26 protein-coding genes and 1 pseudogene are annotated in these 26334 nt (G+C 64.9%); 13 read left to right on the top strand and 14 right to left on the bottom strand.

The features are described from left to right. The first annotated feature begins 4 nt into the window (after positions 1-4). Positions 5-1048, top strand: a complete 1044-nt coding sequence (locus tag BN973_RS29105; RefSeq protein WP_036473840.1) for a TIGR03857 family LLM class F420-dependent oxidoreductase — start codon at positions 5-7, stop codon at positions 1046-1048. A gap of 35 nt (positions 1049-1083) precedes the next feature. Here the strand turns inward: BN973_RS29105 and BN973_RS29110 are convergent, their stop codons facing one another. From BN973_RS29110 to BN973_RS29130, 5 genes are read right to left on the bottom strand one after another with little or no spacing between them, the layout of a single operon-like run. Then, entirely contained in the window at positions 1084-1665 is a 582-nt protein-coding gene (locus BN973_RS29110; RefSeq protein WP_036473842.1) for a nuclear transport factor 2 family protein, read from the bottom strand. A 5-nt stretch (positions 1666-1670) separates the two neighbouring features. After that, positions 1671-2594, bottom strand: a complete 924-nt coding sequence (locus BN973_RS29115) for an SDR family NAD(P)-dependent oxidoreductase (RefSeq protein ID WP_036473844.1) — start codon at positions 2592-2594, stop codon at positions 1671-1673. Further along, entirely contained in the window at positions 2591-3037 is a 447-nt protein-coding gene (locus BN973_RS29120) for a Zn-ribbon domain-containing OB-fold protein (protein ID WP_036473846.1), read from the bottom strand. The genes BN973_RS29115 and BN973_RS29120 overlap by 4 nt, the downstream gene beginning before the upstream one ends. Further along, on the bottom strand, positions 3031-3834 hold the full coding sequence (locus tag BN973_RS29125; protein WP_036473848.1) for an enoyl-CoA hydratase/isomerase family protein: 804 nt from the start codon (positions 3832-3834) through the stop codon (positions 3031-3033). The genes BN973_RS29120 and BN973_RS29125 overlap by 7 nt, the downstream gene beginning before the upstream one ends. After that, complete coding sequence (locus BN973_RS29130) at positions 3831-5105, bottom strand: cytochrome P450 (protein WP_036473849.1); 1275 nt, start codon at positions 5103-5105, stop codon at positions 3831-3833. The genes BN973_RS29125 and BN973_RS29130 overlap by 4 nt, the downstream gene beginning before the upstream one ends. A 143-nt stretch (positions 5106-5248) precedes the next feature. On the opposite strand from BN973_RS29130, the gene BN973_RS29135 reads away from it, so the two are divergent. Continuing rightward, the gene (locus BN973_RS29135) at positions 5249-6331 is read left to right on the top strand and encodes a Gfo/Idh/MocA family protein (RefSeq protein WP_036473851.1); all 1083 of its coding nucleotides are present in this window, start codon (positions 5249-5251) and stop codon (positions 6329-6331) included. Between the two features lie 36 nt (positions 6332-6367). After that, positions 6368-6871, top strand: a complete 504-nt coding sequence (locus BN973_RS29140; protein WP_036473853.1) for a cupin domain-containing protein — start codon at positions 6368-6370, stop codon at positions 6869-6871. 30 nt (positions 6872-6901) lie between these two features. Here the strand turns inward: BN973_RS29140 and BN973_RS29145 are convergent, their stop codons facing one another. Genes BN973_RS29145 through BN973_RS29155 form a run of 3 tightly spaced genes read right to left on the bottom strand, consistent with a single transcriptional unit; the run spans position 6902 to position 10355 of the window. Beyond that, entirely contained in the window at positions 6902-7738 is an 837-nt protein-coding gene (locus tag BN973_RS29145) for an SDR family oxidoreductase (protein ID WP_330981755.1), read from the bottom strand. Continuing rightward, positions 7728-8879, bottom strand: a complete 1152-nt coding sequence (locus BN973_RS29150) for a Zn-dependent alcohol dehydrogenase (RefSeq protein ID WP_036473856.1) — start codon at positions 8877-8879, stop codon at positions 7728-7730. Before BN973_RS29150 ends, BN973_RS29145 begins: the two co-directional genes overlap by 11 nt. 33 nt (positions 8880-8912) lie before the next feature. Continuing rightward, positions 8913-10355: an aldehyde dehydrogenase gene (locus BN973_RS29155; protein WP_036473857.1), complete on the bottom strand. Its 1443-nt coding sequence runs from the start codon at positions 10353-10355 to the stop codon at positions 8913-8915. Between the two features lie 105 nt (positions 10356-10460). On the opposite strand from BN973_RS29155, the gene BN973_RS29160 reads away from it, so the two are divergent. From BN973_RS29160 to BN973_RS29170, 3 genes are read left to right on the top strand one after another with little or no spacing between them, the layout of a single operon-like run. Then, a complete protein-coding gene (locus BN973_RS29160; protein ID WP_176234843.1) occupies positions 10461-10898 on the top strand; it encodes an FAS1-like dehydratase domain-containing protein in 438 nt (145 codons plus the stop codon). Further along, positions 10895-11353 carry a MaoC/PaaZ C-terminal domain-containing protein gene (locus BN973_RS29165; RefSeq protein WP_036473858.1) on the top strand — a complete coding sequence of 153 codons (459 nt, stop codon included), beginning with the start codon at positions 10895-10897 and terminating at the stop codon, positions 11351-11353. The genes BN973_RS29160 and BN973_RS29165 overlap by 4 nt, the downstream gene beginning before the upstream one ends. Before the next feature lie 13 nt (positions 11354-11366). Then, complete coding sequence (locus BN973_RS29170; protein ID WP_036473859.1) at positions 11367-12707, top strand: TetR/AcrR family transcriptional regulator; 1341 nt, start codon at positions 11367-11369, stop codon at positions 12705-12707. 14 nt (positions 12708-12721) lie between these two features. Here the strand turns inward: BN973_RS29170 and BN973_RS29175 are convergent, their stop codons facing one another. From BN973_RS29175 to BN973_RS29185, 4 genes are all read right to left on the bottom strand, one after another. Further along, complete coding sequence (locus tag BN973_RS29175; protein ID WP_036473860.1) at positions 12722-13912, bottom strand: CaiB/BaiF CoA transferase family protein; 1191 nt, start codon at positions 13910-13912, stop codon at positions 12722-12724. A gap of 107 nt (positions 13913-14019) precedes the next feature. After that, the gene (locus tag BN973_RS29180; protein ID WP_084163677.1) at positions 14020-14904 is read right to left on the bottom strand and encodes a 3-carboxyethylcatechol 2,3-dioxygenase; all 885 of its coding nucleotides are present in this window, start codon (positions 14902-14904) and stop codon (positions 14020-14022) included. Between the two features lie 56 nt (positions 14905-14960). Beyond that, the gene (locus BN973_RS31285; protein ID WP_420029214.1) at positions 14961-15113 is read right to left on the bottom strand and encodes a DUF7156 family protein; all 153 of its coding nucleotides are present in this window, start codon (positions 15111-15113) and stop codon (positions 14961-14963) included. A 31-nt stretch (positions 15114-15144) separates the two neighbouring features. Further along, complete coding sequence (locus BN973_RS29185; protein WP_156959197.1) at positions 15145-16059, bottom strand: spirocyclase AveC family protein; 915 nt, start codon at positions 16057-16059, stop codon at positions 15145-15147. Positions 16060-16534: 475 nt separating this feature from the next. Between BN973_RS29185 and BN973_RS32260 the strand changes: the two are divergent. Next, a pseudogene (locus tag BN973_RS32260) lies at positions 16535-17206 on the top strand (spirocyclase AveC family protein); the annotation flags it as partial. A gap of 166 nt (positions 17207-17372) precedes the next feature. On the opposite strand, the gene BN973_RS29195 reads toward BN973_RS32260, so the two are convergent. After that, positions 17373-17963, bottom strand: coding sequence for a TetR family transcriptional regulator (locus BN973_RS29195; RefSeq protein ID WP_036473862.1), 591 nt, complete (start codon positions 17961-17963; stop codon positions 17373-17375). Positions 17964-18129: 166 nt separating this feature from the next. Between BN973_RS29195 and BN973_RS29200 the strand changes: the two genes are divergently transcribed. Beyond that, positions 18130-19320, top strand: a complete 1191-nt coding sequence (locus BN973_RS29200) for a cytochrome P450 (RefSeq protein WP_036473864.1) — start codon at positions 18130-18132, stop codon at positions 19318-19320. Between the two features lie 23 nt (positions 19321-19343). Here BN973_RS29200 and BN973_RS29205 read toward each other — a convergent pair whose 3' ends face one another. Continuing rightward, positions 19344-20264: a TIGR03619 family F420-dependent LLM class oxidoreductase gene (locus tag BN973_RS29205; protein WP_036473866.1), complete on the bottom strand. Its 921-nt coding sequence runs from the start codon at positions 20262-20264 to the stop codon at positions 19344-19346. Positions 20265-20484: 220 nt separating this feature from the next. Here BN973_RS29205 and BN973_RS29210 point away from each other — a divergent pair, with 220 nt between their 5' ends. Genes BN973_RS29210 through BN973_RS29230 form a run of 5 tightly spaced genes read left to right on the top strand, consistent with a single transcriptional unit; the run spans position 20485 to position 26323 of the window. Then, a complete protein-coding gene (locus BN973_RS29210) occupies positions 20485-22107 on the top strand; it encodes a PEP-utilizing enzyme (RefSeq protein ID WP_036473868.1) in 1623 nt (540 codons plus the stop codon). Beyond that, entirely contained in the window at positions 22104-23120 is a 1017-nt protein-coding gene (locus BN973_RS29215) for a hypothetical protein (RefSeq protein WP_036473869.1), read from the top strand. The genes BN973_RS29210 and BN973_RS29215 overlap by 4 nt, the downstream gene beginning before the upstream one ends. A 59-nt stretch (positions 23121-23179) precedes the next feature. Then, the gene (locus tag BN973_RS29220) at positions 23180-23545 is read left to right on the top strand and encodes a DUF4286 family protein (RefSeq protein ID WP_036474172.1); all 366 of its coding nucleotides are present in this window, start codon (positions 23180-23182) and stop codon (positions 23543-23545) included. Further along, positions 23545-24153, top strand: coding sequence for a nitroreductase family protein (locus BN973_RS29225; protein ID WP_036473871.1), 609 nt, complete (start codon positions 23545-23547; stop codon positions 24151-24153). The genes BN973_RS29220 and BN973_RS29225 overlap by 1 nt, the downstream gene beginning before the upstream one ends. 19 nt (positions 24154-24172) lie before the next feature. Beyond that, entirely contained in the window at positions 24173-26323 is a 2151-nt protein-coding gene (locus tag BN973_RS29230) for an acyl-CoA dehydrogenase (protein ID WP_036473873.1), read from the top strand. Positions 26324-26334: the final 11 nt, after the last annotated feature.

Consider the following 26334-nt stretch of genomic DNA (forward strand, 5'->3'; position numbering starts at 1 on the left):
GGTCATGGACAACAGTCGGTGGAGCAGTCCGGCGCTTGGAGCCTACGTGCTTCCCGGACGTGTCACCGATTCCGGCGCCGTGATCGGCCAGGCGCAGGCCGCCGAGCGTCTCGGCCTGCGCACGGTGTGGCTCAGCGAGCGGTGGGGCACCAAGGACCTCGGCGTGATCGCCGGCGCGATCAGCCAGGTCACGTCGGGAATCCGAATCGCTTCGGGCATAACGCATTTGCAATCGCGGCATCCCGCATTGCTGGCGTCGCTGGCGATGACGGTGCAGGCGCTCTCGGGCGGGAGGTTCGTCCTCGGTGTCGGCCGCTCGGTGGACGCCATGTGGAAGGCCGTCGGGTTGCCGACCTCTACGAACGCCTCGATCGTCGACCACGCCGACATCTTCCGTCGGCTGTGCCGCGGGGAGAAGGTGCGCTACGACGGACCCGCGGGCACCTACCCGTCCTTGCGGCTCAACGACTTACCCGATCAGCCGGTGCCACCTGTCGTCTTCGCGGCGATCGGGCCCAAGGGCCTGGAGCTCGCCGGCCGTCACTTCGACGGGGTGCTGCTGCATCCATTCCTGACCACTCCCGCCGTGCGCCGATCGGTTGAGCTCGTCCGCCGCGCCGAACGCGCGGCTGGGCGGCCGACGGGCAGCGTGCGGGTGTACGCCACCGTGGTAGTGGCCTGCGAACTCCCTGCCGACGAGGAACTCGCGCTCGTCGGCGCCCGCGCGGTGACCTACTACCAGATTCCGGGCTTCGGAGAGCGACTGGCGGCCGTCAACGGATGGGATCCAGAGCCGTTGAGCCGGTTGCGATCCCACCCCCTGCTCGACGGGATCAGAGGCTCGGCGGACTCCGTGCTCACCCGGGAGCAACTCGTCGAGGTCGCGTCGCTGTTGCCCGCGGCATGGACCGGCGAGGCGGCGGCGGTCGGATCGGCGTCCGCCTGCCACCAGGTATTTCACCGCTACCGAGCGGCAGGGGTCGACGAGCTGGTCTTGCACGGGAGTACACCCGAGCGGCTCGGCCCCCTCTTCACGCGGGCGGGCTGATTAGGCCCACCAGTCGCAACGACACTCACCGGGTGTCAGTGTGACCGGACCCCGAAGTCGATGTCCGCAACGCCGGAGAACGGCGTGAAGCCGGCCTTGTTTAGCCACGACGGGGCTGCGTGGTGTCCCGGTTCCGGACGCGCCCAGTCCACCCACGAACCCCAGTCCTCGCGACGGAGCTTCTGTTCGAGCGTCTGCGGGTGGGCGGCCTCGGCGGCCGCGTAGCGAGCAGCGAAGCCCTTCATCTCGGGCAGCAGCCAGACGTCTTCCTCAGAACGCCATTTGCCGCCGCCGGCGTATTCGATGAATTGATACGAGGGGAAGTCGATGGGCGCCCCGCCCGGCTCCGGGTTATCGGCGCGGTTGACCACCTTGTACGCGACGCGGGCGCCGTCGACGACGTACCAGACCAGCGGGCTGTAGACCTGCGGTGCGGCGCCCATCGTCCCCTCGAGGAACTTGGTGATTTCCGCCGGACCGGTAAACGTTCCGTAGAAGTGGTCGAAGTAGGTCGCGTCGTCGGTGAACAGGCCGGCCCAGGCCTGCCAGTCCTCGAGCACTGGGCCGGTCATGAAGTAGCGCCGAAATTCCCGCTCGACTTCCGCAATGTCTGCCATCGCGCTCAGCCGCCGAGTCGCAGGCCGGTATTGCGGGTGCCGAACACGTCGGTGGCCATGATCGCGCCGAGTTTCTCTGCGTCCCAGCGCTTCTGGCCGTTGGAGACCGATGCCGCCGGATGCCAGCCCTTGAGAAGTTGGAGATGTTCGCCCATCGCACGGATCACCTGACCGCTGACGTGACCGGCCTCCGGGCTGGCCAACCAGGCCACCACCGGCGAGCCCAGTGACGGATCCTTGGGGTCGAACTCGTCCTCGGCGCGCTCATCCGGCTCGATCGGGGCCTGCGCGCCCGGCATGGACGCTGACATCCGGGTGCGCCCACCCGGGCTGATGGCATTCACGGTCGCGCCGATCGACGCCAACTCCAGGCTCAGCGTCTGGGTCAGGCCGACGATCGCGGCCTTCGCGGCGCTGTAATTGGTCTGCCCGAAATGGCCGTGCAGACCGGCGCCGGAGGTGGTGTTGATGATGCGCCCGTAGACCTTTCCGCCGGATTCCTTGGATTCGGCGCGCCACTTGCGGGCGACCGCGCGGCTGGTGAGCCAGCTACCGCGAACGTGCACTCGCATCACGAGGTCGAAATCGTCGGCGGACATGTTCCAGATCGCCTTGTCCCGAACGATTCCCGCATTGTTGACGACGATGTCCAGCCGGCCCAGCTGCGAGTAGGCTCGCTCGACGGCGAGGTCGACCTGCTCCTCATCACCGACATCGCTGAAGTCGGAAACAGCTGTGCCGCCGCGACTTTCGATGATCGCCACCACTTCGTCGGCGACCTTGCCGGTGCCCTCGCCGGACAAGCTGGTGCCCAGGTCGTTGATGATCACGGTGGCGCCGTGCTTGGCCAGCTCGAGCGCGTGGCCGCGGCCGATGCCGTGCCCCGCCCCAGTCACCAGGGCGACTTTGCCGTCGAGCAGTCCGGTCATGGGCTCTCCTCGATTGGTGCGAATACCGTCAGGAATGGGCTTTCCGGATCGGCGTCGTCGACCGGGCGAAACACCGCGGTCACCGGCATCCCGACCCGAAGGTGGTCACCGTCGGCGCCTTCGATCATCGTCATCAGCCGCGGGCCCTCGGCCAGTTCGACGATCGCGGCCACATACGGCAGGCGCTCCTTGAACGGTGCCAAATCATTGACGTAGACGGTCGAATACGTATACAGCGTTCCGGTCCCGCTCGCCCTTGTCGGCCGCACGTCCTCACTCCAGCAAAAGGGGCAGAACGGGCGCGGATAGTGATGGACCTTGCCGCAGGCCGCGCATTCGGCGATCAGCAATTGACCCTGCCGGGCGGCCTCCCAGTAGGGAGCGCTGGCCGCGTCGATCGTTGGTATGTCATTCCCTTTTTGCAAGCGGGCCACCGTTACCACCCGGTGAATTCGGTCGGTCGTTTCTCCACGAACGCCTGAACACCCTCGGTGGAGTCGTGCGAATACGACTGGATCTCCTGCGCCATTGCCTCGGCGACGAAAGCACCGGACCGATCGGTGTCGGGGGAGTCGTTGAGCAGCCGTTTGGTGAACGCGATCGCGGACGTCGGGGCTCCGGCGAGCCGGCTGGCGAAGTCGCTGACCGTGGCCTCGAAGTCGGTGGCGCTGACCACCCGGTTCACCAAACCCAGCGTGAATGCTTCTGCTGCCGAGAGCTTTTCGCCGAAGAATGCCATCTCCTTGGCCTTCTGCATGCCGATGCGGCGCGGCAGTAAATAGCAGCCGCCACCGTCGACGACCAGCCCTCGTTTGACGAAAGACTCTGCGAAGTAAGCGTTTTCGGTGGCGATCACCAAGTCGGAGGCGTATACCAGGTGGGCTCCCAGACCCGTCGCCGCACCGTGCACCGCGGCGATCACCGGTTTATTGCAGTCCAGCACGCTGGCGACCAGCCTCTGGGCGCCGTTCATGATGCGCCTCGTTGGCTCCAGCACCCGCTTCTCGCTCGTTGCACGCCGTTCGGCCAGCGATCCCACGTCGGCGCCGGAGCAAAAGTGCTTGCCGTTCGCGCGCAGCACCACCACGCGGACCTTCTCGTCGGCGTCCCCGGCGCCCAATAGCGCGATCAGCGCATCACGGTCGTCGGGTCGTACCGCGTTGGCGGCTTCGGGCCGGTTCAAGGTGATCGTCATGACGCCGTCTGCGATGTCGGATAGCACCGCCGCTTGTGTGCTCATGGTGTGTAGCTGGCCTCGAGGTGTTTGATGCCGTTGACGAAGTTCGATCTCAGCATGACCGGTTCGCCCGCCGCGGTGATGTCCGGGTAGCGCGCGTAGAGCATCTCGAACGCCACGTTCAGCTCCAGGCGGGCCAGGTGTGCGCCCAGGCAGAAGTGCGGTCCCGGGCCACCGAAAGCGATGTGATTGTTGGGTTTGCGACCGATGTCGAAGCGCTCCGGCTGGTCGAACACCGCGGGATCGCGGTTGGCGGCGGGATACCAGACCACCACCTTGTCGCCGGCGTTGAAGGTGTGAGTAACCGCGCCCTGCGAGTCGGTCAGCGTCACGCCATCGCGGGTTACCGTGCGGCGCATGTGAATCACCGGGCTGGCGTACCGCAGAATTTCCTCGACCGCGGTGGGCGCCATGTCGCCGTAGTTCGCCAGTAGCCGGTCACGCTGCTCGGGGTGGGCGCTGAGAATGAGCAGCCCATGGGTCAGCGCATTGCGCGTGGTCTCGTTGCCGGCGCCGATCAGCAAGATGAAGAACTTCGCCAACTCCTGGGGGGTCAGATTCTCCTCGTCCGAGGTGACCAGCTTGCTGATCACATCGTCGCGGGGATGCGCAATGCGGTCCTCGGCGATCTGCTTGAGCAGCTCGATGAGCTGCTCGCTGGTGTCGGTGACGGCTGCTTCGATGCCGGCGACGGTCTGGTCGGGTACGTACTCGGGATCGGAGGCGCCCAGCACGACGTTCGTTGCCTGCACGATGAATTGTTCATGTTCGCGCGGGACGCCCAGCATGTTGTCGATGATGCGCAGCGGCAGAAGGGTGGCGAACGAGGAGACGAAGTCGCACCTACCCGAACGCGGCATCTCGTCGAGAATTTCGGCGGTGGTTTCGTGGGCCAGGCCGCGCAAATCGGAGAGCATGCGGGGAGTGAAGCCGCGCGAGACGATCTTGCGCAGCCTCATGTGTTCGGGATCGTCCATGTCGATGATCGAGCCGCGGTATTCGCGCATCTCGGCGGTCTGGTCGAAGATCTGCGTGCCCTGGCCGGAGCTGAACTCGCCGGGCCGGCGGCTGATGTCGACGACGTCGCGGTGGGAGCCAACCGCCCAGAATCCACGGGGCCGCGGTGAGTCGGGTCGGTTGGTGCGGACGAACACCGGGCCGCCGGCCTCGCGAAGGCGCCGGTAGAGCTCGCTGCGGTCAGCTGGACGCTCCTGCCACCACCGCAAATCGATCAGCGGCGCGAACTGCTGCTCGTCGGTCTCGATTGCGCTCACAGCACCCGATTCTGGCACCCATGTCACTTATAGGCAATGCCGGGGTGCTCGATCAAACGGGGCAATGACACGATATTTGTTCGCAGCAGGCGCGAGTTATCTAACATTGGTGTCACTGCAGTCGGAGGAGCGGAGGAGAGCACATGACCTTACGGGTCGGCATCATCGGCGTCGGTTGGGGCGCGCATGTGCAGGTGCCCGGTTTCCGGGCGGCGAAGGGTTTCGATCCCGTCGCGCTCTGTGCCCGTACACCTGATCGCCTGGAACGGGTGGCGACCAAATTGGGCATCGAACAGACCTCCACCGATTGGCGGTCGTTCGTGACCCGCGACGACCTGGACGTCATCTCGGTCGCGACGCCCACTGCGCTGCACCATGAGATGACGATCGCCGCGCTGGCGGCGGGCAAGCCCGTGCTGTGTGAGAAGCCACTGGCGGGTGACCTGCAGGCTGCCCGCGACATGGTGCGCGCTGCGGCGGATGCCGAGCTGCCCACTGCCTGTTGCTTCGAGAACCGTTGGAACCCCGACTGGTTAGCCGTCGCGGACCGGGTGCGCTCGGGCTTCCTCGGTTCGCAGTACTTTGCGCGGGTCAGTCGCAGCGCGTCCTACTGGCATCCGAGTCATCCGCTGCAGGCCCATTGGATGTACGACCGCGAGCAGGGCGGCGGCTATCTGGCCGGCATGCTCGTGCACGATCTGGACTTCTTGTGCAGCCTGCTCGGCCGCCCGGTATCGGTGTGCGCCGAAGTCCGCACCAGCGACCCGGTCCGCGAACTGCCCGACGGGGGGACTCTGGCGGTCACCGCCGACGATACTGCGGCGCTGCTGATGCGTATGGAGTCCGGGGTCACCGTCGTGTTGAGCCTCACGGTCATGGGCGCCCACGCCGACTACTACCGCCTGGAGTTGTTCGGTTCCGATGGCACCATCATCGGCGACGGCGAGTTGCGTTCTGCGGCGTACAGTCTCGGCACCGCCACCGATCCCGGACTGAGCCCTCTGACGGTTGATGAACGCGAGCCCGCGTACCCCGAGCGGTTGCCCGGCGGGTTGGCGGGCCACGCGAGCAGGGCGATGGCGCTGATGCTGCAGGACTGGCTGCCCGCGTTCGACGGGGGCCCCAGCGGCGCGGCCACCTTCGAGGACGGGTTGCTGTCGCTTGCGGTGATCGATGCTGCGCATCGCTCAGCTGAAGGCGGTGGTTGGGAGCCCGTGCAGGCTTGAGACGCGGGTCGAGCAATCAAGGAAGGGAGCTGCCCGATGAAAGGTGGACCGTCGATCAAGCATCTCGACGATGTACCGGCCGAGGAAATGCTGCGTTACGAGTTCGCTGATGGTCGCACGGCGTCGATCTGGGAGAAGTGGATCGAGCTTTCTCCCCGTTACTTCGCGTTCTGGAACAAGTGGGACCCGGGTGCCATCTCCTCGCAGCACGGTCACACCGGCGATCACAGCAACTTCATTCTGGCCGGCGAGATCCGTTGCGGTGACGTAGTCGCCCGCGCCGGTACGCACATCATGCTCGAGTGGGGGGACGTGTTCGGACCTTGGGAGGCCGGGCCTGAAGGATGCGAACTGTACGGGTTCATCGCCGGTGAGGGACAACCGTTCAGCGGCGATACCACCGCCTACGAAGCGTTGCTAAAGGCGCGTGGCGCCCGATCGGTACCCTTACCGATGCCAAAACGCTTGCCGCCGTGGATACTTGCCAAACTAGGTCTGCCATTCACCTCATCGACCACCAACTGGACGGCGTCGACCTGAGCCGCTCGGGTGTCGTGCTCGTCGTCGGAGCTAGTTGAGGGACGAGCCGGCGTCGACCGTGACGTGTCGGCCGGTTATCGCTCGCGATTCGTCCGCTGCCAAGAACGCCACCGCAGCGGATGCGTCAGTGTCAGCCCAAGTCGCCGCTGGCCATAACATCGTCGAAAGCGACGCACCAGCCTGATTGCCTCTGCAATCCACGTCGAGCATGACGGGCCGATGCAGCCGCCCGGCACGCCGCACTTCGCCGGCATCCTCCGCTCCGCTGACGGTGTTTACCCGGATACCTTGTGGCGCTAGTTGTTTGGCCAGCGTCTTCACGTACTGCAAGACCATCGACTGAGCGAGCTCATATGCTGCCCCACCGAGTCCCTGCGGTCGATCGAGAAATGGTCCTTGCGGGGAGAATGTGGGACCGGAAGCGATGAGGGACGATCCTTCGACCAACCGGGGCATCGCGGCGCTGAAAGTGTTGACCACGCCGATGAAGTCGACGTCGAATGTGTCTATGAAGGCCGCGATTGGGGCGTCCGGCTGAGTCGGGGCAATGGCGGCGCTGGCCACGACGATATCGAGTGCGCCGAGTTGCCGCACCGCGGTGTCGACGGCGATCTCCATTTCGGTTCGATCGCAGACATCGCACCGATACACCAGTGTTTTTCGGTCGAGCTTCTCGATCATCGTAGCGGTGCGGTCGAGGTCTTCGCCCGTCGCGAGTGGGTAGTCGCACGATGGGATGTTGTCGCACAGATCCACCAACACGACGTCTGCGCCTTCCCAGGCCAAACGCAGCGCGTGGCTTCGACCGCGACCCCTGGCTGCGCCGGTCACGAGCGCCACCTTGCCCGCGAGACGTCTACTGGTCACGACCTTCTCCGGCGAGAAGTCCCTCGGCGGGCGGATAGATCAGTACGCCCCGGATATTGGCGCCGGCGTGCATGTCGGCGTAGCCGTCGTTGACCTTCTCCAGCGGGTAGGTGCGAGTCACCATGGATTCGAGGTCGACCTGGCCGGCGCTGTACAACTCAAGGATTTTCGGGATGTCGGCACGCGGATTGCCCGAGCCATAGAGGGTTCCGATGATCTGCTTTTCGGTCAGGGTGAGGTCCATCAGGTTGGCCCGGATCTCGCGCTCCAGCATCGGGTGGATGTTGGTGACCACCAGCCGGCCCCGCTTGGCCGTCATGGCCAGCGCCCTGCCGACCAGTTGGCCGTCACCGACTCCCATGGCGCAAATGAACTTGTCCACGCCACGGTTCCAAGTAGCCTCGGCGACAACATCTTTGGCTTCGTCCCAGTCCGCTGCGGTATGCGTGGCCCCCATCTTCACCGCTTCGGCCCGCTTGTACTCCGACGGATCGATGACCGTGATCGTGCGGGCGCCCGCGAGCCGGGCACCCTGTACCGCCGCGGCGCCGATGCCTCCGACGCCGGCGATGGCGACCGTGTCGCCCGGCCGGACCTCGGCGGCGTACACCGACGATCCCCAACCGGTGATGAAGCCGCAGCCGAGAAGGCAGGCCAGGTCGAGGCGATAGTGGTCTGGGACCTTCACGCAACTTGCCTCGTGCACCACGGTGTGGTGCGCGAAAGAACCGACGCCGCAGGCCAGCGCCAGGTCTTCGCCACCGAGATGGTGGCGGGCGGTTCCGTCGTGAATCTGCATGCCCGAGTAGATCTTTGCGCCGAGGTCGCACAGGCTCTGATGCCCTGTCGAGCATGAGGGACACCGGCCGCACGACGGAATGAAGCTGAACACGACGTGGTCACCCGGCGATAGCCACGACACGTGTTCGCCGACGGACTTGACCACGCCCGCACCTTCGTGGCCGCCGATGCAGGGCAGCCGGATCGGCATGTCGCCGGTGACGAGGTGGTCGTCGGAGTGGCACATGCCCGAAGCGTGTAGTTCGATCAGTACCTCGGTCGCCTTCGGCGCATCGAGTTCGATGGTCTCGATGGACCATGGCGTGTTGCGTTCGAATAGGACCGCTGCCTGGGTGTGCACTGCTGTGCTCGATTCTCTCTGGCCTTCCGGCCCCTATCGGATGATGGCTTGATGTTCGACAAACCCGGCGATGCCCTCGGGGCCGCCTTCGCGGCCGATGCCGGACTGCTTGAATCCACCGAACGGGCTGGCGAAATCGAGCACCGCGGTCGAGTTGACGGCCACCGAACCGACGAGCAGTTGGGCCGCCACCGCGGCCGCCCTTTCCTCGTCGGCGGACCACACCGCCCCGACCAGGCCGTAGCGGGAGTCGTTGGCGATGGCCACCGCCTCGGCGGCATCGGCATCGGCGTCGGCGGTGTCGTCGTAGGCGATAACGACCGCGACCGGGCCGAAGACCTCCTCACGGGCGATCTCCATGTCGTTGGTGGCCTCGACCAGCGCGGGGGAGACGTACCAGCCTGGGCGGTCGGGCCGTTCGCCGCCGACCAGCACGGTGGCGCCGTCGTGCCGCGCGCGATGCAGGAACCCCTCGACCCTGCTACGCGCGGCCTCGTTGATCAGTGGACCGATGTCGGTGGCCCGGTCGGCGGGATCTCCGACGACCAACCCGGCGACCGCGGCGGTGAGTGCGGTCACGAACTCGTCATATCGGCTGCGCGGCAACAAGATACGGGTCAGCGCGGCACACAGCTGACCGTTGTTGCCCATCACGCCGGTGACCAAGCCGGGTACCGTCGTCTCGAGCGGCGCGTCGGGTAGCACGATGGCGGCGGACTTCCCGCCCAGCTCGGTGCTGCAGCGGCGGATGCGGGAGCCGCACGAAGCCGCGATCCGCGCGCCGACGGCCGTCGATCCCGTGAAGCTGATCTTGTCGACGCCTGGATGATCGGTCAGCAGCTCGCCGGTTTCGGCACCGCCGTTGACGACGTTGACCACGCCGTCGGGCAGGCCGGCTTCCTCGATCGCCTCCATCAGCACGCCGAATTCGAGTGGAGCGTCAGGCGATGGCTTGAGCACTGCCGTGCACCCCGCGGCTAACGCCGGACCGAGCTTCAACGCGGCGATGAACAGCGGCGTGTTCCAGGGCACGATGGCGCCGACCACGCCGACGGGTAGTTGACGTACTTCGACCGTGCCGCCCGTCATGGAAGGCCGCCGCGACGAGAAGGGATAGTCCGGCGTGATCGCCGCGTAGGCGCGCAGTACACCGACCGCGGTGATGACCTGACCGAACGTGCTCCAGGATCGCGGCGAGCCGATCTCCGCGGTGGTCAGGTCAGCCAGTTCGCTTTTGCGGGCGTTCAGCGCCTCGGCGAGTCGGCCCAGCGCCGCGCCGCGATCGGCGGCGGGCACCCGCCCCCAGGCCGGCAGGGCACTGCGGGCGGCCGCGACCGCGGAATCCACTTCCGCCCGGCCGGCGAGACCCACGGTGCCCAGCAGCTCGCCGGTGCTCGGCGACATCACATCCAGCGTCCCGGCGTGCGCTTCCGACACCCATTTGCCCGCGACATAGCTCGCCGCCAACTCGACCATGGCCACCGATTCTGGCAGCTATGTCATCTTTGGACAAGCGGTTCATTGGCTGTGAAGCGATGATTTGGTTCCAGTTCTGTATTTTTTCTGACACTATTGGTCACTATGAACGCTTCGCCTGACAGTCTCGCTGACGACGGCGCCGGACGGACATGGGAGCTGATCGTGGAACGCGGCAAGATCGCCGAGTTCGCCGAAGCCATGATGTGTGACGATCCGGCCTATCGCGGTCCGGACGCCATCATCCCGCCGACGTTCCTGACCACCGGCGGACGCTGGGCGCCGGCCGGTGCCAGGGTGGACGTGGGGTTCGAGCGCAAGCGCTTGCTGCACGGGGAGCAGGAATACACGTTCCACGCCGCTCCGCCCGCCGCCGGCGACGTGCTGATCGCGCAGGAGCGGATCGTCGACCGCTACTCGAAACCCGGCAAGCGTGGGGGCACAATGCGTTTCGCCACTGTGGTCACCGAATACCGCAACGAGCAGGGAGCACTCGTCGCCGAGGCCAAAGCGACCTTCATCGAGACGGCGGCTAAGCAATGACGGTGACCACCACTGCTGTGAGTGTCGGTGCACGTGCGCCGGTCCGTGACTTTGGGCCGCTGACCCGGCAGATGTTTGTCCGCTATGCGGGCGCGTCCGGCGATCTCAACCCCATGCATTACGACGATCAGCTCGCACAGTCCGCAGGCTATCCCTCGGTGTTCGCGCAGGGCATGTTCTCTGCGGCACTGCTGGCCGGGTTCGCCACCGACTGGCTGGGCGCTCGCTGCGTGCGCCGTTTCGGTGTCCGCTTCCGCGAGCAGGTCTGGCCCGGCGACGTGCTGACCTGTTCCGGCACGGTGACCGCGGTGTCGGCAGAAGCCGACGCCGACCGGGTGAGCGTGGAGCTGACGGCCGCACGACAGACGGGCGGGATCGCAATTGCGGGCTCCGCTGAGTTCCTCGTCCCGAGAAACACCGCTGGGCGCGACGCGGGCAGCACAGATCGGCCATAGGCTTAAGCCCGCCATGTCCGAAGCCTCGATCGTCCGCAGGGCCAGTTACGGCCCGTCCAGCCCCGCCGTGGGTGCTCGCGGTGCCAGCACCCGAGGCCGGATCGCCGAGGTCTCGCTGGAGCTGTTCGGTCGGCTGGGGTACTTCGACACGTCGGTCGACGCGATCGCCAAGGCAGCGGGGGTGTCCCGGGCCACCTTGTACCAGTACTACAAGGGCAAGGACGAGATTTTTCTGGAGCTGCTCAATGAATGCGGCGGCGCGTTGTTCCGGGTGGCGCGCCGCATCGGCGCGCTCGGGCCGGACGAGGTGGGTTTCGACAATCTGAACTGGTGGCTGGGCGAATGGAGCTGGGTGTTCGACAAGTACTCCACCATGTTCGTGCAGTGGACGGCGATCGCCTCGTCGGACACCAAGGTGCGCCCCGAAATCACCCGCTTCGTGCGCAGCTACAACCATCGCATCGCCGAGCGGCTCGCCGCCTCCGGCCTGACGGGGCTGGACCCGGAGGTCGCGGCCATGACGATGACCGCGCTGGTGCACCGCCTCAATCTGTTCGTGCACACCGACCGGGCTTACGGTCGCAGCGCCAAGGACGCGGTTGACACGCTGTCGGTATTCCTGCAGCTGATGCTGTTCCCCGATACGCCGCGGTCGGTGTTGACGTCTTTAGGTCTGCATGCCAGCGCAGACCCGGCGGCGGACGTGGACGCGCTCGAAGTGCCCCCGGCGCCAGACGTTTCGGGGCTGCCGGTCAGCGAGCGCACCGCCAGCCTCAGTAAGCGTGCCGTCATCACGGTGAATGCTCTGGCCGATGCCGGCGCCGCTCAATTCCGCGCGCGCGGCTACCGCAGCACCAGTGTCGACGACATCGTCGAGTCGGCCAGCGTGGCGCGAGGTACGTTCTACAAGTATTTCAAAGACAAGCAAGATCTGCTCGCTGCCGTGGCCGCCGAAATCTACAGCGCCGGAATGGCGTTCGCCGACCGGATCGCCGAGGTGGATCCTGTGGGCAAAACGTCTACGCTGCGGCACTGGCTGGGCACCTACGTCGAGTTCTACGACAAGTATTCGGGCTGCATCGAGGCGTGGGCCGAGGGCGCCACCGACGATCCGACGATCGTCAGCATCGGCGAGAACGGACAAGTGCAGATGGACATCGGGGTGGCTAGGATGCTTATCCGCGGATCGGATCGGTACCCGTTCGATCCGGTGGTCTCGGCGCTGATCTTGCGGGCGCTGGTCACGCGCCTGCCGCAGGCGGCCCTCGATCTGCCCGAGCCGATCAACGACGACGAACTCATCGATGTGTTGATCACCTGCATCCGCCGCGGGTTCTTCGGACGCAAGGAGTAAAACGGGCTCCCCGCCTATGCCGTCGTAACACCTTGGGCGACAAGACCATCGATCGCCTTCATCGAATATCCCAACTCGCACAATATTTTTCGGCTGTGCTCACCCAGCGCGGGCACGTCACCGATCAACGGATCGACGCCGGCCAGCGCAGCGGGCGGTGGCAGCGCGGCCGCCGGACCGCCCGGTGTCTGAATCTCCTGCCACCGGTCCCGGCCGACGAGCACCGGATGCAGCCACAATTGGTCCACATCATTCATCCGGGCATGTGCCACGCCGGCCGTCTGCAGGCGCTTCTCGAGCTCTTCAGAGCTCAGCCGCGCGGCCGCTGCAGCGATGATCGCCTCCAACTCGTCGCGGTTCGCCACCCTATCGGGATTCGTGGCGAACCGCGGGTCGGCGACGAGATCCGTTCTGCCCAAGACGGTCTCGCAAAGTCGCTGCCATTCGGCTGGATTCTGCACGGCGAGTAGGATGGTTTGGCCGTCGCCCGCGGTGAATGGGCCGTACGGCGCGATCGTCGGATGCCGCGCACCCGTGCGTGGCGGCGCCGTTCCGCCGTACCGGCCGTAGTAGAGCGGCTGCGACACCCACTCGACCAACGCATCGAACAACGACACCGATACCGGGTGTATCGCACCGGTCGTGGCGCGCGTGTAGAGCGCGGTGAGGATCGCGGAGAAGGTGAACATGCCGGCAGCGATATCGGCGATAGATACACCGGTGCGCGCCACTTCGTCCGGCGAGCCGGTCACCGATAAAAGTCCAGCCTCGGCCTGTACAAGAAGGTCATATGCTTTGCGGTCGCTCCATGGGCCGTCCTGACCGTAGCCGCTGATCGTGGCCGTAATGGTTTGCGGGTGCGTGCGGGAAACCGATTCGGCATCTAATCCCAGCCGGGCTGCTGCGCCCGGTGCCAGATTTTGCACCAGCACGTCGGCGCCCTCCAGCAGACGGTCAACGATGCGTCTGCCTTCGGGTTGCTTGACGTCTACGGTCAACGACTCTTTGCGGCGATTGAGCCAGACGAAGTAGCTTGACTCGCCGTGCACCGCGCGGTCGTAGCCACGGGCGAAGTCGCCGCCCTGCGGTCGCTCGACCTTGATCACCCGCGCGCCGAGATCAGCGAGTTGGCGGGTCGCATATGGCGCCGCGACTGCCTGCTCGAGGCTCACCACAGTGATGCCTGCCAACGGGGCAGTCGTCATGCGGTGCCTCCGAGGATGATATGACGAAGATGTCAGAAGAACGATATTAGTTTGTTGTCTTCAATTCGAATAGCATATGACGTAACGAAATCTACATGTACGCAGTGTCAGATGACGGCTGGACTGGTCAGGTGGGAGGCCGCGACGGCCATTCCGGTGATCCATTCCGGCACCGGCTCGTAGACCAGCGGCGTGACCGGCCGGCCGCCACCTGCCGCGCCGGCGGCAAGCCAGGTCCGGACCTCGTTGGCGCCCGCACCGGCACGGGAGTGGGCGGTGTCCACGAGTTGAACCAACGCAGCGACATCCCACTTCGACATGGCATCCAACACTTCGCCGTCCCAATCGGGACGTATCTTCGTACGCGCGTCCGCCATACCCTCGGCGATCATGCGCGCCCGGTCTTCGTCGCTGAGGTCGTAGGTGTCGACCTCTAGACTCGGCGGTGAATGTGATAACCCTCCGGTGCCGATCACCAGCACCCGCTCGGCGATCCCGTCTAGGAACCGGCCGACTTCCGCACCGAATTCAGCGACCCGACGACCGTTCGGCAGCGGAGCCGTGGCACAGTTCACCGGCACCGGGATCACCGGCTTGATCGCCAACTCCCCGAGTAAGTCCCGAACAGGTTGCGCGAACGCGTGATCCAGCCCGATGTCGCGACATGCGGCGACATCGAACCCGGCCGACAGCAGGTGTTCACACAGCTCGCGTGCCAACTTGGACGGGACATCCAGGTCGCCGGCCGGGTGGCCGCCCTCGGCCAGAATCGACGCGGACAGCGCAACCCCGAAGGCGGGCACCACATGGCGAAATGCCCGACGATGGTCGCCGCCGAACACAATGACGACGTCGGGATCGAACTTCTGCGCTTGCTCGGCCGCTGATGTCAGTGCCGAGCGGAACCGGCGACCGAAGGCGTGTTCGACATCGCGTTCCTTGCCCGGGCTGTGGCTCGCGCAGACCACCAACCGCTCCGACGTCACGCTCATCACCTCTTCGCTTGAAGTGACACCAATGTTAGATGAGTCGCGGTCCGGCCATTGCATCACACCGTGATGACGATGCCTTGCGTCAGCGCCACGACGGCGCCGAGGATCACGATGAACGCGACGCATGCCGCAACAAGACGGACGGTCTCTCGGCGCAGCGCTGCATCGGTCTGCGGAGGCAGGAAGAATTCGGGGGCCAGATCTTTCATGCGGTCGCTTGCCACCGCGACTCCTTTCGTATCACGGAACGAAGGGGCTGTCGGCGCCGGTCATGGTGCGCAACACCACCAGCGGAATGATCAGGAAGACGAAGAAGGTGACCTGGAAGACGATGAACCAAGCGCCGAGCCGCATGAGTTCGAAGCGCCACCGGGGAATCACTACGTCGTAGTTGAGGTAACCGTCGAATTCTTGCCGTTTGGTCAAGACCGCTTGCCGGGCAGCCAAGGCCGTTCCGCCCCGACTTTCGGTGCGGCCGGTCGGATGCGACCCGGTCCGCGGGACGGTGAAACGATCCAAGCGGCAGAATCGCTCGAAATGATTGAGGCCGCGAATCGGCGGTTTGCCGGCCCAGTAGGCGATTAGGTTGGGCCACACACACATGATGCCGATGGTCCAGAGCAGCGTGATGCGACCCCCGTTGCCCCACTGGAGAACGGGTCCGATGCCGGGATCGTATGTCCACCAACCCATTGCCGTAGCGGTGCCCTCGACCACGAAGTCCCAGACGTAGTTAACCGGAATCGCAAGCACCAGCATGGATTTGAGCATGCTCCAGCCGAACCGCGTGGATACCCATTGACTCAGCCACAGCACCAGGATCGCGTGCACTCCCCAATACACCGCGTACGCGAATGGCATGAACAACGGATCGTTGGGCGTCTTGATCGGCAGCCACTCGAGCAGATGGTGTTGCGCGAAAGCCGGACTGTAGAACAGCATCTGGCCCCAGTCACCAATCGTCTCCATCCAGTACACCGCGAGGCTGTTGAACAGGAACAGAAACCCCCACGTCAGGCGCCGCCGCCGGATGACATCGGCGATCGCCAGAACGATGAATATGCTGCCGGCGATCGGTATCACCCAGTTGAAGAACCAGACACCGGATGGATGGAGGGTCGCCGGTGGCGCCAGCTGTGACGTGGCGACAAGCATCGTTGCCTCTCAGCGAGCAAGGGAGGGATCGGGCTCCATCAAAACCGATCTTTCTACGTATATAACCTAGTTGACTACATCGCTTTTGTCAGCGGAGTTTGTGACCAGGTGTGCCGACGCGGCCATTGGCGGGTTGCGGGGCTGTAGATGAACGCTGCGCGGATGAACGGACTGTACGGCCAGTCGCATACGTTTTCGATCCCGGACATTGACACTATGGCAGTGAACTGTCATCTTTGGTTAGTCGTGCCAAAGGAGTTGCGCAGTGACGGATCTGAAGTCGCCTCGAAAGGCAGAGTCGTCGGCCACCGAGCCCGCGCGGATCAAGACCATTCGGCCGGTGCTGTTCTGGTCGAGCGTCGGTGCGGTTTTCGTCGTCATCGCCGCCTACGTCTACATCTCTTGGATAGCGTCAGGCAATGCGACACCGGTGAATCCGGGGCCGGATCCGATCCCCGGAGCCACTCGTTTGGCGATGACCGCCTTCCAGATCGCCTGTCCGATACTGGCATTGATCGCGATCGTCTACGTAGTCCGCAAGAGCATCCGCGAGCGTCAACTTTGCGTCGAAGCCGCCGTCGTGATCGGCTCGGCGATCGCCTGGTGGCACGACCCGCTGATCAACTGGTTTCAGCCGGCATTGTTCTACAACGCGGGGCTGCTCAACTTCGGCAACTGGACGCAGAACATCCCCGGCTGGCTCAGCCCCGACGGTCGACTGATGGCCGAACCTGTGCTGATGATCGGAATGATCTACGTCTGGATGCCGCTGGCCATGGGCTCGCTCGCCCGCTGGGGCATGGGTCGCGCCCGGAACAGGTGGCCGGCATTGGGACCCGTCCGCACCTTCTGTGCCGGTTGGCTCACGGTGTACGTGATCGAGTTCCCGCTCGAGATCTTCGCCGTGCGCCACGGTCTGCTCGGCTATCCGGCGTCGATTCCCAGCGTCACATTGTGGGCGGGTCAGACCGTGCAGATTCCGCTGTACGGCCCTATCCTGTGGTCGCTGGTGCTGAGTTCCAGTGGCGCACTGATGTTTTTCCGCAACCATGACGGCAGAACCCGGGTCGAGGCGGGCGTGGAGACGTTGGAGTGGGCCGGACCAGGGATCAGAGGGCTGCTCAGGGTGCTGGCGGTGACCGGCTTTTTGCATGTGGTGGCGATCGGTCTGTACGACGTGCCGGTGAACCTCGCCGGCTTCTACGCCGGTCCGACCCAAACCTATCCAAGCTATCTGCGTACCCAGTACTGCGGACCGGGAACGCCCCGGCACTGCCCCGATGGCACCCGCATGGCAGATCGTTAATTCACGGCTATTTGAGGACCGCGGGCAGCGCGGCGAATTCCTGGCGTATCAAATCATCAAGCGAGCGACCCGGTGTTGACAGCCACTGGTTGAGGGCGCGCTCGACCAGCAGCATGCCGACTGCCGCCAAGAGCCGGCATTCGCTGTCGGGTGCCGGCAATCGGCGTCGTTCGGCGATCACCTTGGCGACAGTCTCGGCGTTGGCCTCATGGTTTTTACGCTCGCGGCCCAGCAGCACCAGCGACGATGCAACGGCGTCGTGGTATTGCGCGATCCTCTTGCGGATGCGCTTGAGGCCCGGCGCCAGCAGAGCGAACGAATTGGCCAATGCCTCGAAATCGGATGCCTTCTCCGGTTGAGCCAGGTAAACGCCGCTGACCGCGTCGATGAAGTCGTACTCACCGAAGAAGAGCACCGACTCTTTGGTGGGGAAGTAGCGGAAGAAGGTTCTCGGTGAGACGCCGACGCTCTCCGCGATCTGGTCCGTGGTGGTCTCGTCGTACCCGTTCGTGCTGAACAGGTTCAGGGCGGCGTTGAGCAGAGCATTGCGGACCCGGTCCGCGTGCGCGTCGCGCGGTGATCGGTCGCCCCGGGCCATTGCCCAACCTCCTCCTGCGTACGACTGTCCTGACAGTACAACGATCACGGGTGACGGCACATCGTTGACACCTGCCGTTACACCAACGATACTTCCAACGTATGACAGTTGACTGTCAAACGACCCAAGCGCCGGCCGGTGCGGGGTAGAGAGGATCTCCGTCTCGATGACCGAGCTCGGCACAACCGGAACGTTCAACATCAACGATCTGCCCTTCGCGGAAGACCGCACGCGTGCTTGGCGCGAGCTGCGGGAGGCCGGTGAGGCGGTGAGTTCTGGCGAGGAGATCGTGCTCACCAGCGCCGAGGCTGTCGAGTTCGCGGCGAAGAAGCCTGAAATCTTCTCTTCGGCAAGGGCTTTCGACCGGCTGGGAAGCCCGGTTCCGTTGGTACCGATCGCGATCGATCCACCAGATCACACCCGCTTCCGGCGCATGCTCGACCCGTTCTTCAGTCCGAAGAAGATGGCCGAGCGTGAACCCGAGTTACGCCGGCAGGCCGGCGAATTGATCGATGCAATTGTTGCCCGCGGCGAGTGCGACGTGGTTCCCGATCTTGCGACACCGTTTCCCTCGCAGGTTTTTTTGACCCTCTTCGGGCTGCCCATGGCCGACCGCGACCGGCTGGTGCAGTGGAAGGACGCGATTCTGCAGTTCACCGATCCGAGCAGCAGCGAGGCGACCCCCGAGGTGATGGCTCATGCGCTGGAATTATTCACCTATCTGACCGAGCACATCGCCGAGCGGCGCGCCGATGCGACCGGTAACGACATGCTCACCCAGCTGATCCAGGACACCGACGAAGGAGGAATGTCCGACAACGAAATCCTGGGTCTGTGCTTCATGTTCGTGCTGGCCGGCCTCGACACCGTCACCTCTGCCGTCGGGTTCTCCCTGGCCAGGCTGGCGGCCGACGACGAGATGCGCCGGCGTATCGCGCACGACGTCACACTCATCCCGGCGTTCGTCGAAGAGATTCTGCGTGTCGACGGCCCGGTACCGTTCGCGCCACGTGTCACCACGGAGGAGGTGGAAGTGGCAGGCAGGTTCGTGCCCAAAGACACCACGGTGATGCTCAGTTATGGCAGCGCCGACCGCGATCCGCGCCGATACGAGGATGCCGACGAGCTTCATCTCGACAGCAAGGCCGTGCATTTCGCTTTCGGGCGTGGACCGCACCGCTGTCTCGGTTCACACCTGGCGCGTCTCGAGCTCCGCCTCATCCTCGAGGAGTGGCACTCACGCATCCCCGAATACACTCTTGCGCTGGGCAAGCCGCCACAGATGCCGTGGCCGACCGGGACGATGTCCCTGCAGTCGGTACCGCTGTGCATCACGCCGTCGGCGCGGCGCCAGTAATCTGGCGGCTGCCGTGCGAAGGCTCAGCCGACCTTCGGGATTATTTCCTCCGCTACCCATTGCATGTGGTCGAGGTAGGCGTTAAGTCCTTCCAGCTCTGGCGGATTCACCCAGGTATCCGTGACGCCGCGCTCGGCCAGCATGTTGCAGTTGTCGATCACCTGCTGGGCATTTTGGCCAAATTGCGCGTTGGGATCGTCGATGATCGCGTGCTCTTCACCAATGGACAGCACCGCCAGGCTGTAGAACAGGGAGAACGGCCGATCATCGAACTCTGGTTGTGAGCGCAGGTAATCCATCTTTGCCGGCAGTTCGTCGGGCTTGGTCAGCCACGGTGCCCAGCCGTCACCGAATTTGGCCGCCCGGCGCAACACCGCGTCGGCGTCTCCGCCCATCCACACCGGGGGGTGGGGCTCGGAGATGGGCTTGGGTCCGAACGCGACGTCGTTGAACTTGACGAACTCACCCTCGAAGGTCGGCGAATCACTGTCCCACAACTCGAACATCGCGGCCAGACATTCGTCCGCGATGCGACCGCGCTTGTTGAAAGGAATGCCGATCGCGTCATATTCGTCCTTGAGCCAGCCGACGCCGACGGTGGCTTGGGCCCGACCGCCGCTGAGCCAGTCGAGCGTCGCGATCGCCTTGGCCATGACGACAGGGTTGTGCAACGGCAGGATCGTCACCATCGAGCCGATCGTGATCGTCGAAGTGGCGCCCGCAATAAAGGCCTGAGCGGTGGTCGCGTCGAAATAGTGGTTACCGGAAAACTCGAGATGGCTAGTCGAGGTGAGGAAATGCTCGGGCAGGAACACCATCGAGTAACCCAACTGCTCCGCACGTTGAGCGACTCGGGCGATGTCGGCGCCGGTGAGGTGGTGTTCCCACGGCTGCGTGATCGCCGCGACGTGCATGCAGTTCGGCAGATTGACGGCGAATCTCATGTTGCGCCCTCCGATTTCCTGGGCCGGTGGCGGACCGCCGACCGAATGATCCGACGGCTCGTCGAGCGTGACCCGCTCATTATGACAGTCAGCTGCCAATCGTCAAGATCCAAGTGGCCAGCGTTTGAAGATGCGGATTGTCTTACGCAGCGGCTCGTTCAGTGCGACAATCGACTGCAGTTTGGACAGTGAACTGTCAGTCGATACGACCAGGAGAACCATGTACACCGGCCCCGCGGTGCCATTGACCGATCCGATCCGAGGCAGCAGCGAGCCCGGCCGGCTCTGGACCCTGACGAACGTTGGCGAAGCCACGCCGGACATCCTCTCCCCGCTGTGCTGGTCACTCTGGGGGACCGGTGTCGAGTTCGCTTCCCGCGGCGGCCTGTACGACTTCGGAGTGCTGGGGCGCTCGGCGCTTCGGGTACCCGACGACCCGAATCGGTGGAGCACCGCCTGCTTCTTTGGCAGACAAGCGATGAACGTCGATCGCGCCCGCGAACTTGCCGGGTTGCTGCCCGGAATGACCGGTGACGACTTTGAGCGTGATTTGTTGGGCGCAGTGCGGCCCGATGCGGTTCCGACCCGGAGCGACCCCAGCCGGCTGCCGGCAGTCGTCGTCAAGGCGCCGTTGGTGCTGGCGCGAGCGCGGTCCGCTCCGCGCCGCCTACACCAGCGCCAGATGGACTGGTGGCGGGCAACCGTACTAACTGGACGAGGGCCTGATCCGCGCAATCTGCTCACTGATTCCTCCAACCGGTTCAGCGCGGCGATGCGGGTGCATGTTCGTACCCGTCTCATCCTCAATGTGTTTCGCGCACAGGTCGAATCGATTGCCGCCAAGGCGGGTCGTGATGATCTGGTGCCCGCGCTGTTGGCCGGGTATGGCGGCGTGATCGAGACCGAATTGGCCGATGACGTGTGGTCGTTGGGGCACGGCCGGATCACGTTAGACGAGTTTCTTTCTCGGCACGGTTTCCATGGTCCCAACGAGGGCAATGTGATCGGTCATTCGTGGCGGGAGGACCCAGAGGCGGTCCTGCGTGCGGCCGCCGCCCACAGCGGCAGGCCCGAGTCCGACCGCCCGGCGGTGCGTGCAGAACGTGCAGCCGCGACGCGCCGGAAAGCCGAGGCCGACTTGCTCTCAACGCTTCCCGCGGCGCGACGCCTGTTGGTGCGTCGCCTGCTGGCGTCGACGGGGGCTCAGGTGCGAGCCGTAGAACTGACCAAGGCCGCGTTCCTGACCGCCGTTGACGGATGCCGCGCGGCAGCCGGCGGGTTCGGTGCCGAGCTGGTCGACGCCGGGACGCTGGATCGGGTCGACGACGCCTGTTACCTGACCGTGGACGAACTGCTGGTTCCGCTGCCCGCGAACGTGCGCGAATTGGTGGAGTTTCGCCGAAGCCGGCGCGAGGAGTACCGGCGCCTTGAGGTGCCGTCGGTTTTCACCGGGATGCCCGAGGCCATCGAAAGCTCAAATGAGCCGGCTTCAGAGGATGCCGTTATTCGCGGAACGCCTGCAGGTCCAGGGGTCTTCGAAGGCACGGTAAGGGTGGTGGTTGATCCGGAATCGCAGGATACCCTCGACGACGGCGAGGTACTGGTTTGCAAGTTCGTCGACCCTGGCTGGACCGCGTTGGTCTCGCTGGCGGGTGCCCTGGTAACCGACATGGGCAGTCCCGCCAGTCACGGGGCGATCGTCGCGCGGGAGCTCGGTATCACGTGCGTGGTCGGAACGGGCAACGGCACCAGGGCATTACGCAGCGGCGATGTTGTGCGGGTGGACGGGACCACCGGCGAGATCGCATTGCTGGTCCGGTCCCGGTCCACGGTGCAGAAGTGAGCGTGCAGCCGGGCGCGCTCTCCTCGGGTCTGCCCGCGGCCAACGAGCAAGTCGTGACCAGTTGCCCGCCGGTACCGGGCTGGACCGAGAATCTGCTGTTCACGCACTACGACCCAGTGCGCGACGTCGGCATGTGGCTGCACCTGGGCACGGTCGCCGACATGTGGGAGATGTGGGAGGACCGTGTCCTCATCGCGCTGCCCGCGGATCGGGGAGTGTTGTCCATGTGGGCGTATCACCGCACTGTGCCCGAGCGCCGGCCCGCGGGAGCCAATCTGGCTTTCCGGTGTGAAGAGCCGTTCGCGAAATGGCACATCACTTTTGACGGATTCTGTGTGCGGTCTTCCTATGACGCGATGCGCTGCGCACCATTGCCCGACGGGCCCAAGACCCACGTTCGCCTGGATCTGGAGGTGCACGGCGTGACCCCGGTGTGGGACGCCGAGGCCAGTCCGCCGACCGACTCGGGCGCCGGAATGGCCGAACAGAGCTGGGCCAGAGAACATTACGAGCAGCTCACCCGTGTCGTCGGCGAGGTGACCGTAGGATCGGAGACGTTCCAGTTCGACGGTGGTGGCTGGCGCGATCATTCGCGTGGGCCACGCGGGGCCGACACTCTCACCGACTGGGGTGGCCACGTCATCGCCGGGGGAGTCATGCCCAGCGGCCGCGCATTCGGCTTCTGCAGGTATTGGGCCCGCGATGGGCGTGTCACGCTGCAGGGTGCTTACGCGGTCACCGACGGTTCACTGCGACACGTGAAATTGGAGGAGATTCCGCCGCCGGCGGTGTTGCAGCGCGACGGTGAGCAATTTGGCTGCAAGCTCGACGGTCAACCGATCGAGGCCACCATCTGCTCGTCGCTGTGGCTGTCGATGGCCGAGGGCCTGCCCTATGGGCTGGTTAATCCGGCGCAGGCCTACACCGTCAGCTGGGCCGAGGTGACATGGGGCGGGGAGACCGGCTACGCCTACCTCGAGAGATCGAGTCTCACCGGTCCGCCGCCTCGTTGACTATGACAGTCGACCGTCATAGTGTGACTTAATCCCGGCCGTTGCGAAAGGTATCCGACGTGGCTCCGAATCTCTTCATAGCGCTCACCAATCCGATCGACGGTCAAGATGAGGCCTTCAACAAGTGGTACGACGCTCAGCACTTGCCGGAGGTTCTCGACGTCCCGGGGGTCGTGGCCGCACAGCGTTACGACATCGTCGAACTGAAAGTCCCGGACGACCAAGAATTGCCCGCTCAGTTGCCGCCGCCGACCCACCGCTACATGGTGATCTACGAGCTGGACAACGAGCCCGAAGTCGTGATGGCGGAATTCCTGAAACGAGTCATGGCCGGAACGCTGTCCCTAGGGGAGTGGCTCGATCTGACCACCATCTCCCTGACCGGATGGGCGCCACGCGGCAAACGCGTTCTGGCGGATAGCTAGTGGGCGACTTACTTGCTGTCATCCACGCTCAACGCGCGTGTCGTCGTTTTGATCCGGACGGCAAGGTGCCCGATTCCGACGTCGAGCGGATGCTTGCCGCCGCGGTGCACGCACCGAGCGCGGAAAACACCCAGCCTTGGACGTTCATCGTAGTCCGCGACGACCGCAACCGCGCTCTCCTCGCGGGGTGGTGGACAGAAACATGGAACGCGGGCGGAGGTGACTTCGTCAAGCAGAGCGTCGAAGACAAGGCATTGGTTGCTGACCTCGAGTTCGGTTGCAGTAAAGGAGGTTTCGCTGCGGCGCCGGTGGTCATCGTGGTATGCGCTGACACGGACCGGGTGCCGGAGATCTATGCGCCGCCGTCGATTTACCCGGCTGTGCAGAATATGCTTCTGGCTGCCGCAGACCTTGGCTACGGTTCGTGTTTGACCACCGGCTTGACCACGTTTGGTGTCGATCAGGTGCGGGAGCTGTTGGAACTGCCGCAGAATCTGATCCCGATGGCCGCAGTCTATGTCGGTCTGCCCGCACGCAAGCTCTCACCGCCTCGCCGCCGCCCGGCCACATCGCTGACATGCCGCGAGCGGTTCGGTACACCGTGGTGACCAGATTGGAGAGCCGCTAATGCCCTTGGCGATCACCGAAGATCATCGCGCCCTCGCCGAAGTAGCGGCCGCAATGGTCGCCGGGCGTGCCGGCCCCGCGGGCGCCCGCCGGATCCTGCTCGACCGTGAGAAGAGCGACCGCTGGTGGTCCACCGACGGACTCTGGAAAGAGATGGTCTCCACCGGCTGGCTTGGCCTGCATATCGACGAACGATTCGACGGCCAGGGTTACGGTCTGCCTGAACTGACGATCGTGTTGGAGCAACTGGGCCGCGCTGCGGTGGCCGGACCCTTCCTGCCCACGGTCGCAGTGTCTGCGGTTATCGCTGAAGCCGGGACGGACGGGCAGCGGGAACGGTGGTTGCCGCGGCTGGTGTCTGGTGACGTGATCGCAGGGATCGGCACCGACGGCGGTGCTGTCGTTCGCGATTCGGCGGTCACTGCCGCTGCGGTACCGGCATTGGCCGAGTCAGGTGCAGACCTGTTTTTGCTTCCCGCCGGTGACGACCTCGTGCTGCTGGCGGCCGGTGAGGGCGTCAGCATTCGAACTATCGAATCGGTAGATCGGCTGCTGGCCCCGGTCGTGGTACTCGGCCTGAAGTCGGCACCGGTACTTGAAATCCTCCCGGGTGCGGCCGGGACGGCGACGCGGATCCTTCGACTGCTGGCCGCAGCCGAGGCAGTTGGCGGGTTGAGCGCGTGCACCGAGATGGCGACGGCTTACGCCGCCGGGCGCGAGCAGTTCGGCAGACCTATCGGCTCGTTTCAAGCAGTCAAACATCATTGCGCGAACATGCTTGTCGACACCGAACTCGCAGTCGCCGCGACCTGGGACGCGGCTCGTGCCGATGGTGCGGAGGCCGGGCTGGCCGCGACCATGGCGGCCGGACATGCGTTGACCGCTTATCAGCGGGTGGCCTTGCAGAACGTGCAGGTGCATGGCGGCATCGGGTACACCTGGGAGCACAACGCTCACCTCTACATCAGACGGGCTACGGTTCTACAAACCTTCGCCGGCGACCAGGATGCGTTGCGGGACAAAGTCATCGCGCTGCAACGCGACGGCGTTCGCCGACGCCAGTCGGTCGACCTGCCCGAGGGCGCCGAACAGTATCGCCAGGCCGCACTGGATTTCCGGGCAGAACTGGAGGCGGCCGACGCCGACGATCACCAAAGGCTTTGGGCGCGCAGCGGTTATCTTCAACCACATTGGCCCACTCCGTACGGCCGGGCCGCCGACAGCGTCGAGCAGCTCATCATCGAGGACACCCTGGACGGTTTGGACAAACCCAGTCTTGGCCTCGGTGAATGGGTGGTCCCAACGCTACTGCAACACGGTAGTCCTGAACAAGTCGAGCGACTGATCTGGCCGAGCCTGGAGGGTGACCTGCGGTGGTGCCAGCTGTTCAGCGAGCCTGGCGCCGGCTCGGACGCGGCGGCGGTTGCTACCAAGGCCAGGCGGGTCGACGGTGGCTGGGTGGTCAACGGTCAGAAGGTGTGGACCAGTGATGCGGTGAACTGCCAACGCGGCCTGGCCACCGTGCGCACCGACCCGAACGTGCGCAAGCACAAAGGCATTACGGCGATGATCATCGACCTCGCCGACCCGGCCGTGCGCATTCGCCCGCTCACCGAGATCACCGGTGAGACGCTGTTCAACGAAGTCTTCTTCGACGACGTTTTCGTGCCCGATCGTGATGTGGTCGGCGGTGTGAACGACGGGTGGAGCGTAGCGATGGCGGCCTTCGGCAACGAGCGCGTGTCGATCGGCGGCGGCTCGGTCACCATGACCGCCGGCGCTTTGCTCGATCTGCTGGCCCGCCATCGGCCCGGTGACACCGGCATCGCCCGCGAGGTCGGTGCGCTGCTGATCGAGTCCTACACCTTGGCCACGCTGAATCTGCGGCAGGCCGCCCGAGCCGTCTTCGACGCCGGGCCCGGAGTCGAAGGCAACATCGCCAAATTGTTCGGGGCCGAGCACGCTCAGCGGGTGGCAGAGTTGGCGCTGCGAATTGCCGACCGGGCCATCCTGGTCGGAGAGGAACCCAATGTCGTACACGACTATCTGTTCAGCCGGTGCCTGACGATCGCGGGCGGCACGTCGGAAATTGTGAGAAACCTGGTCGCCGAACGCATTCTGGGCCTGCCGCGCGACCCGGCGCCTAAGTAGATCGGAGAAGA

It is taken from the genome of Mycobacterium triplex (assembly GCF_000689255.1).
GTDB classification, from domain to species: domain Bacteria; phylum Actinomycetota; class Actinomycetes; order Mycobacteriales; family Mycobacteriaceae; genus Mycobacterium; species Mycobacterium triplex.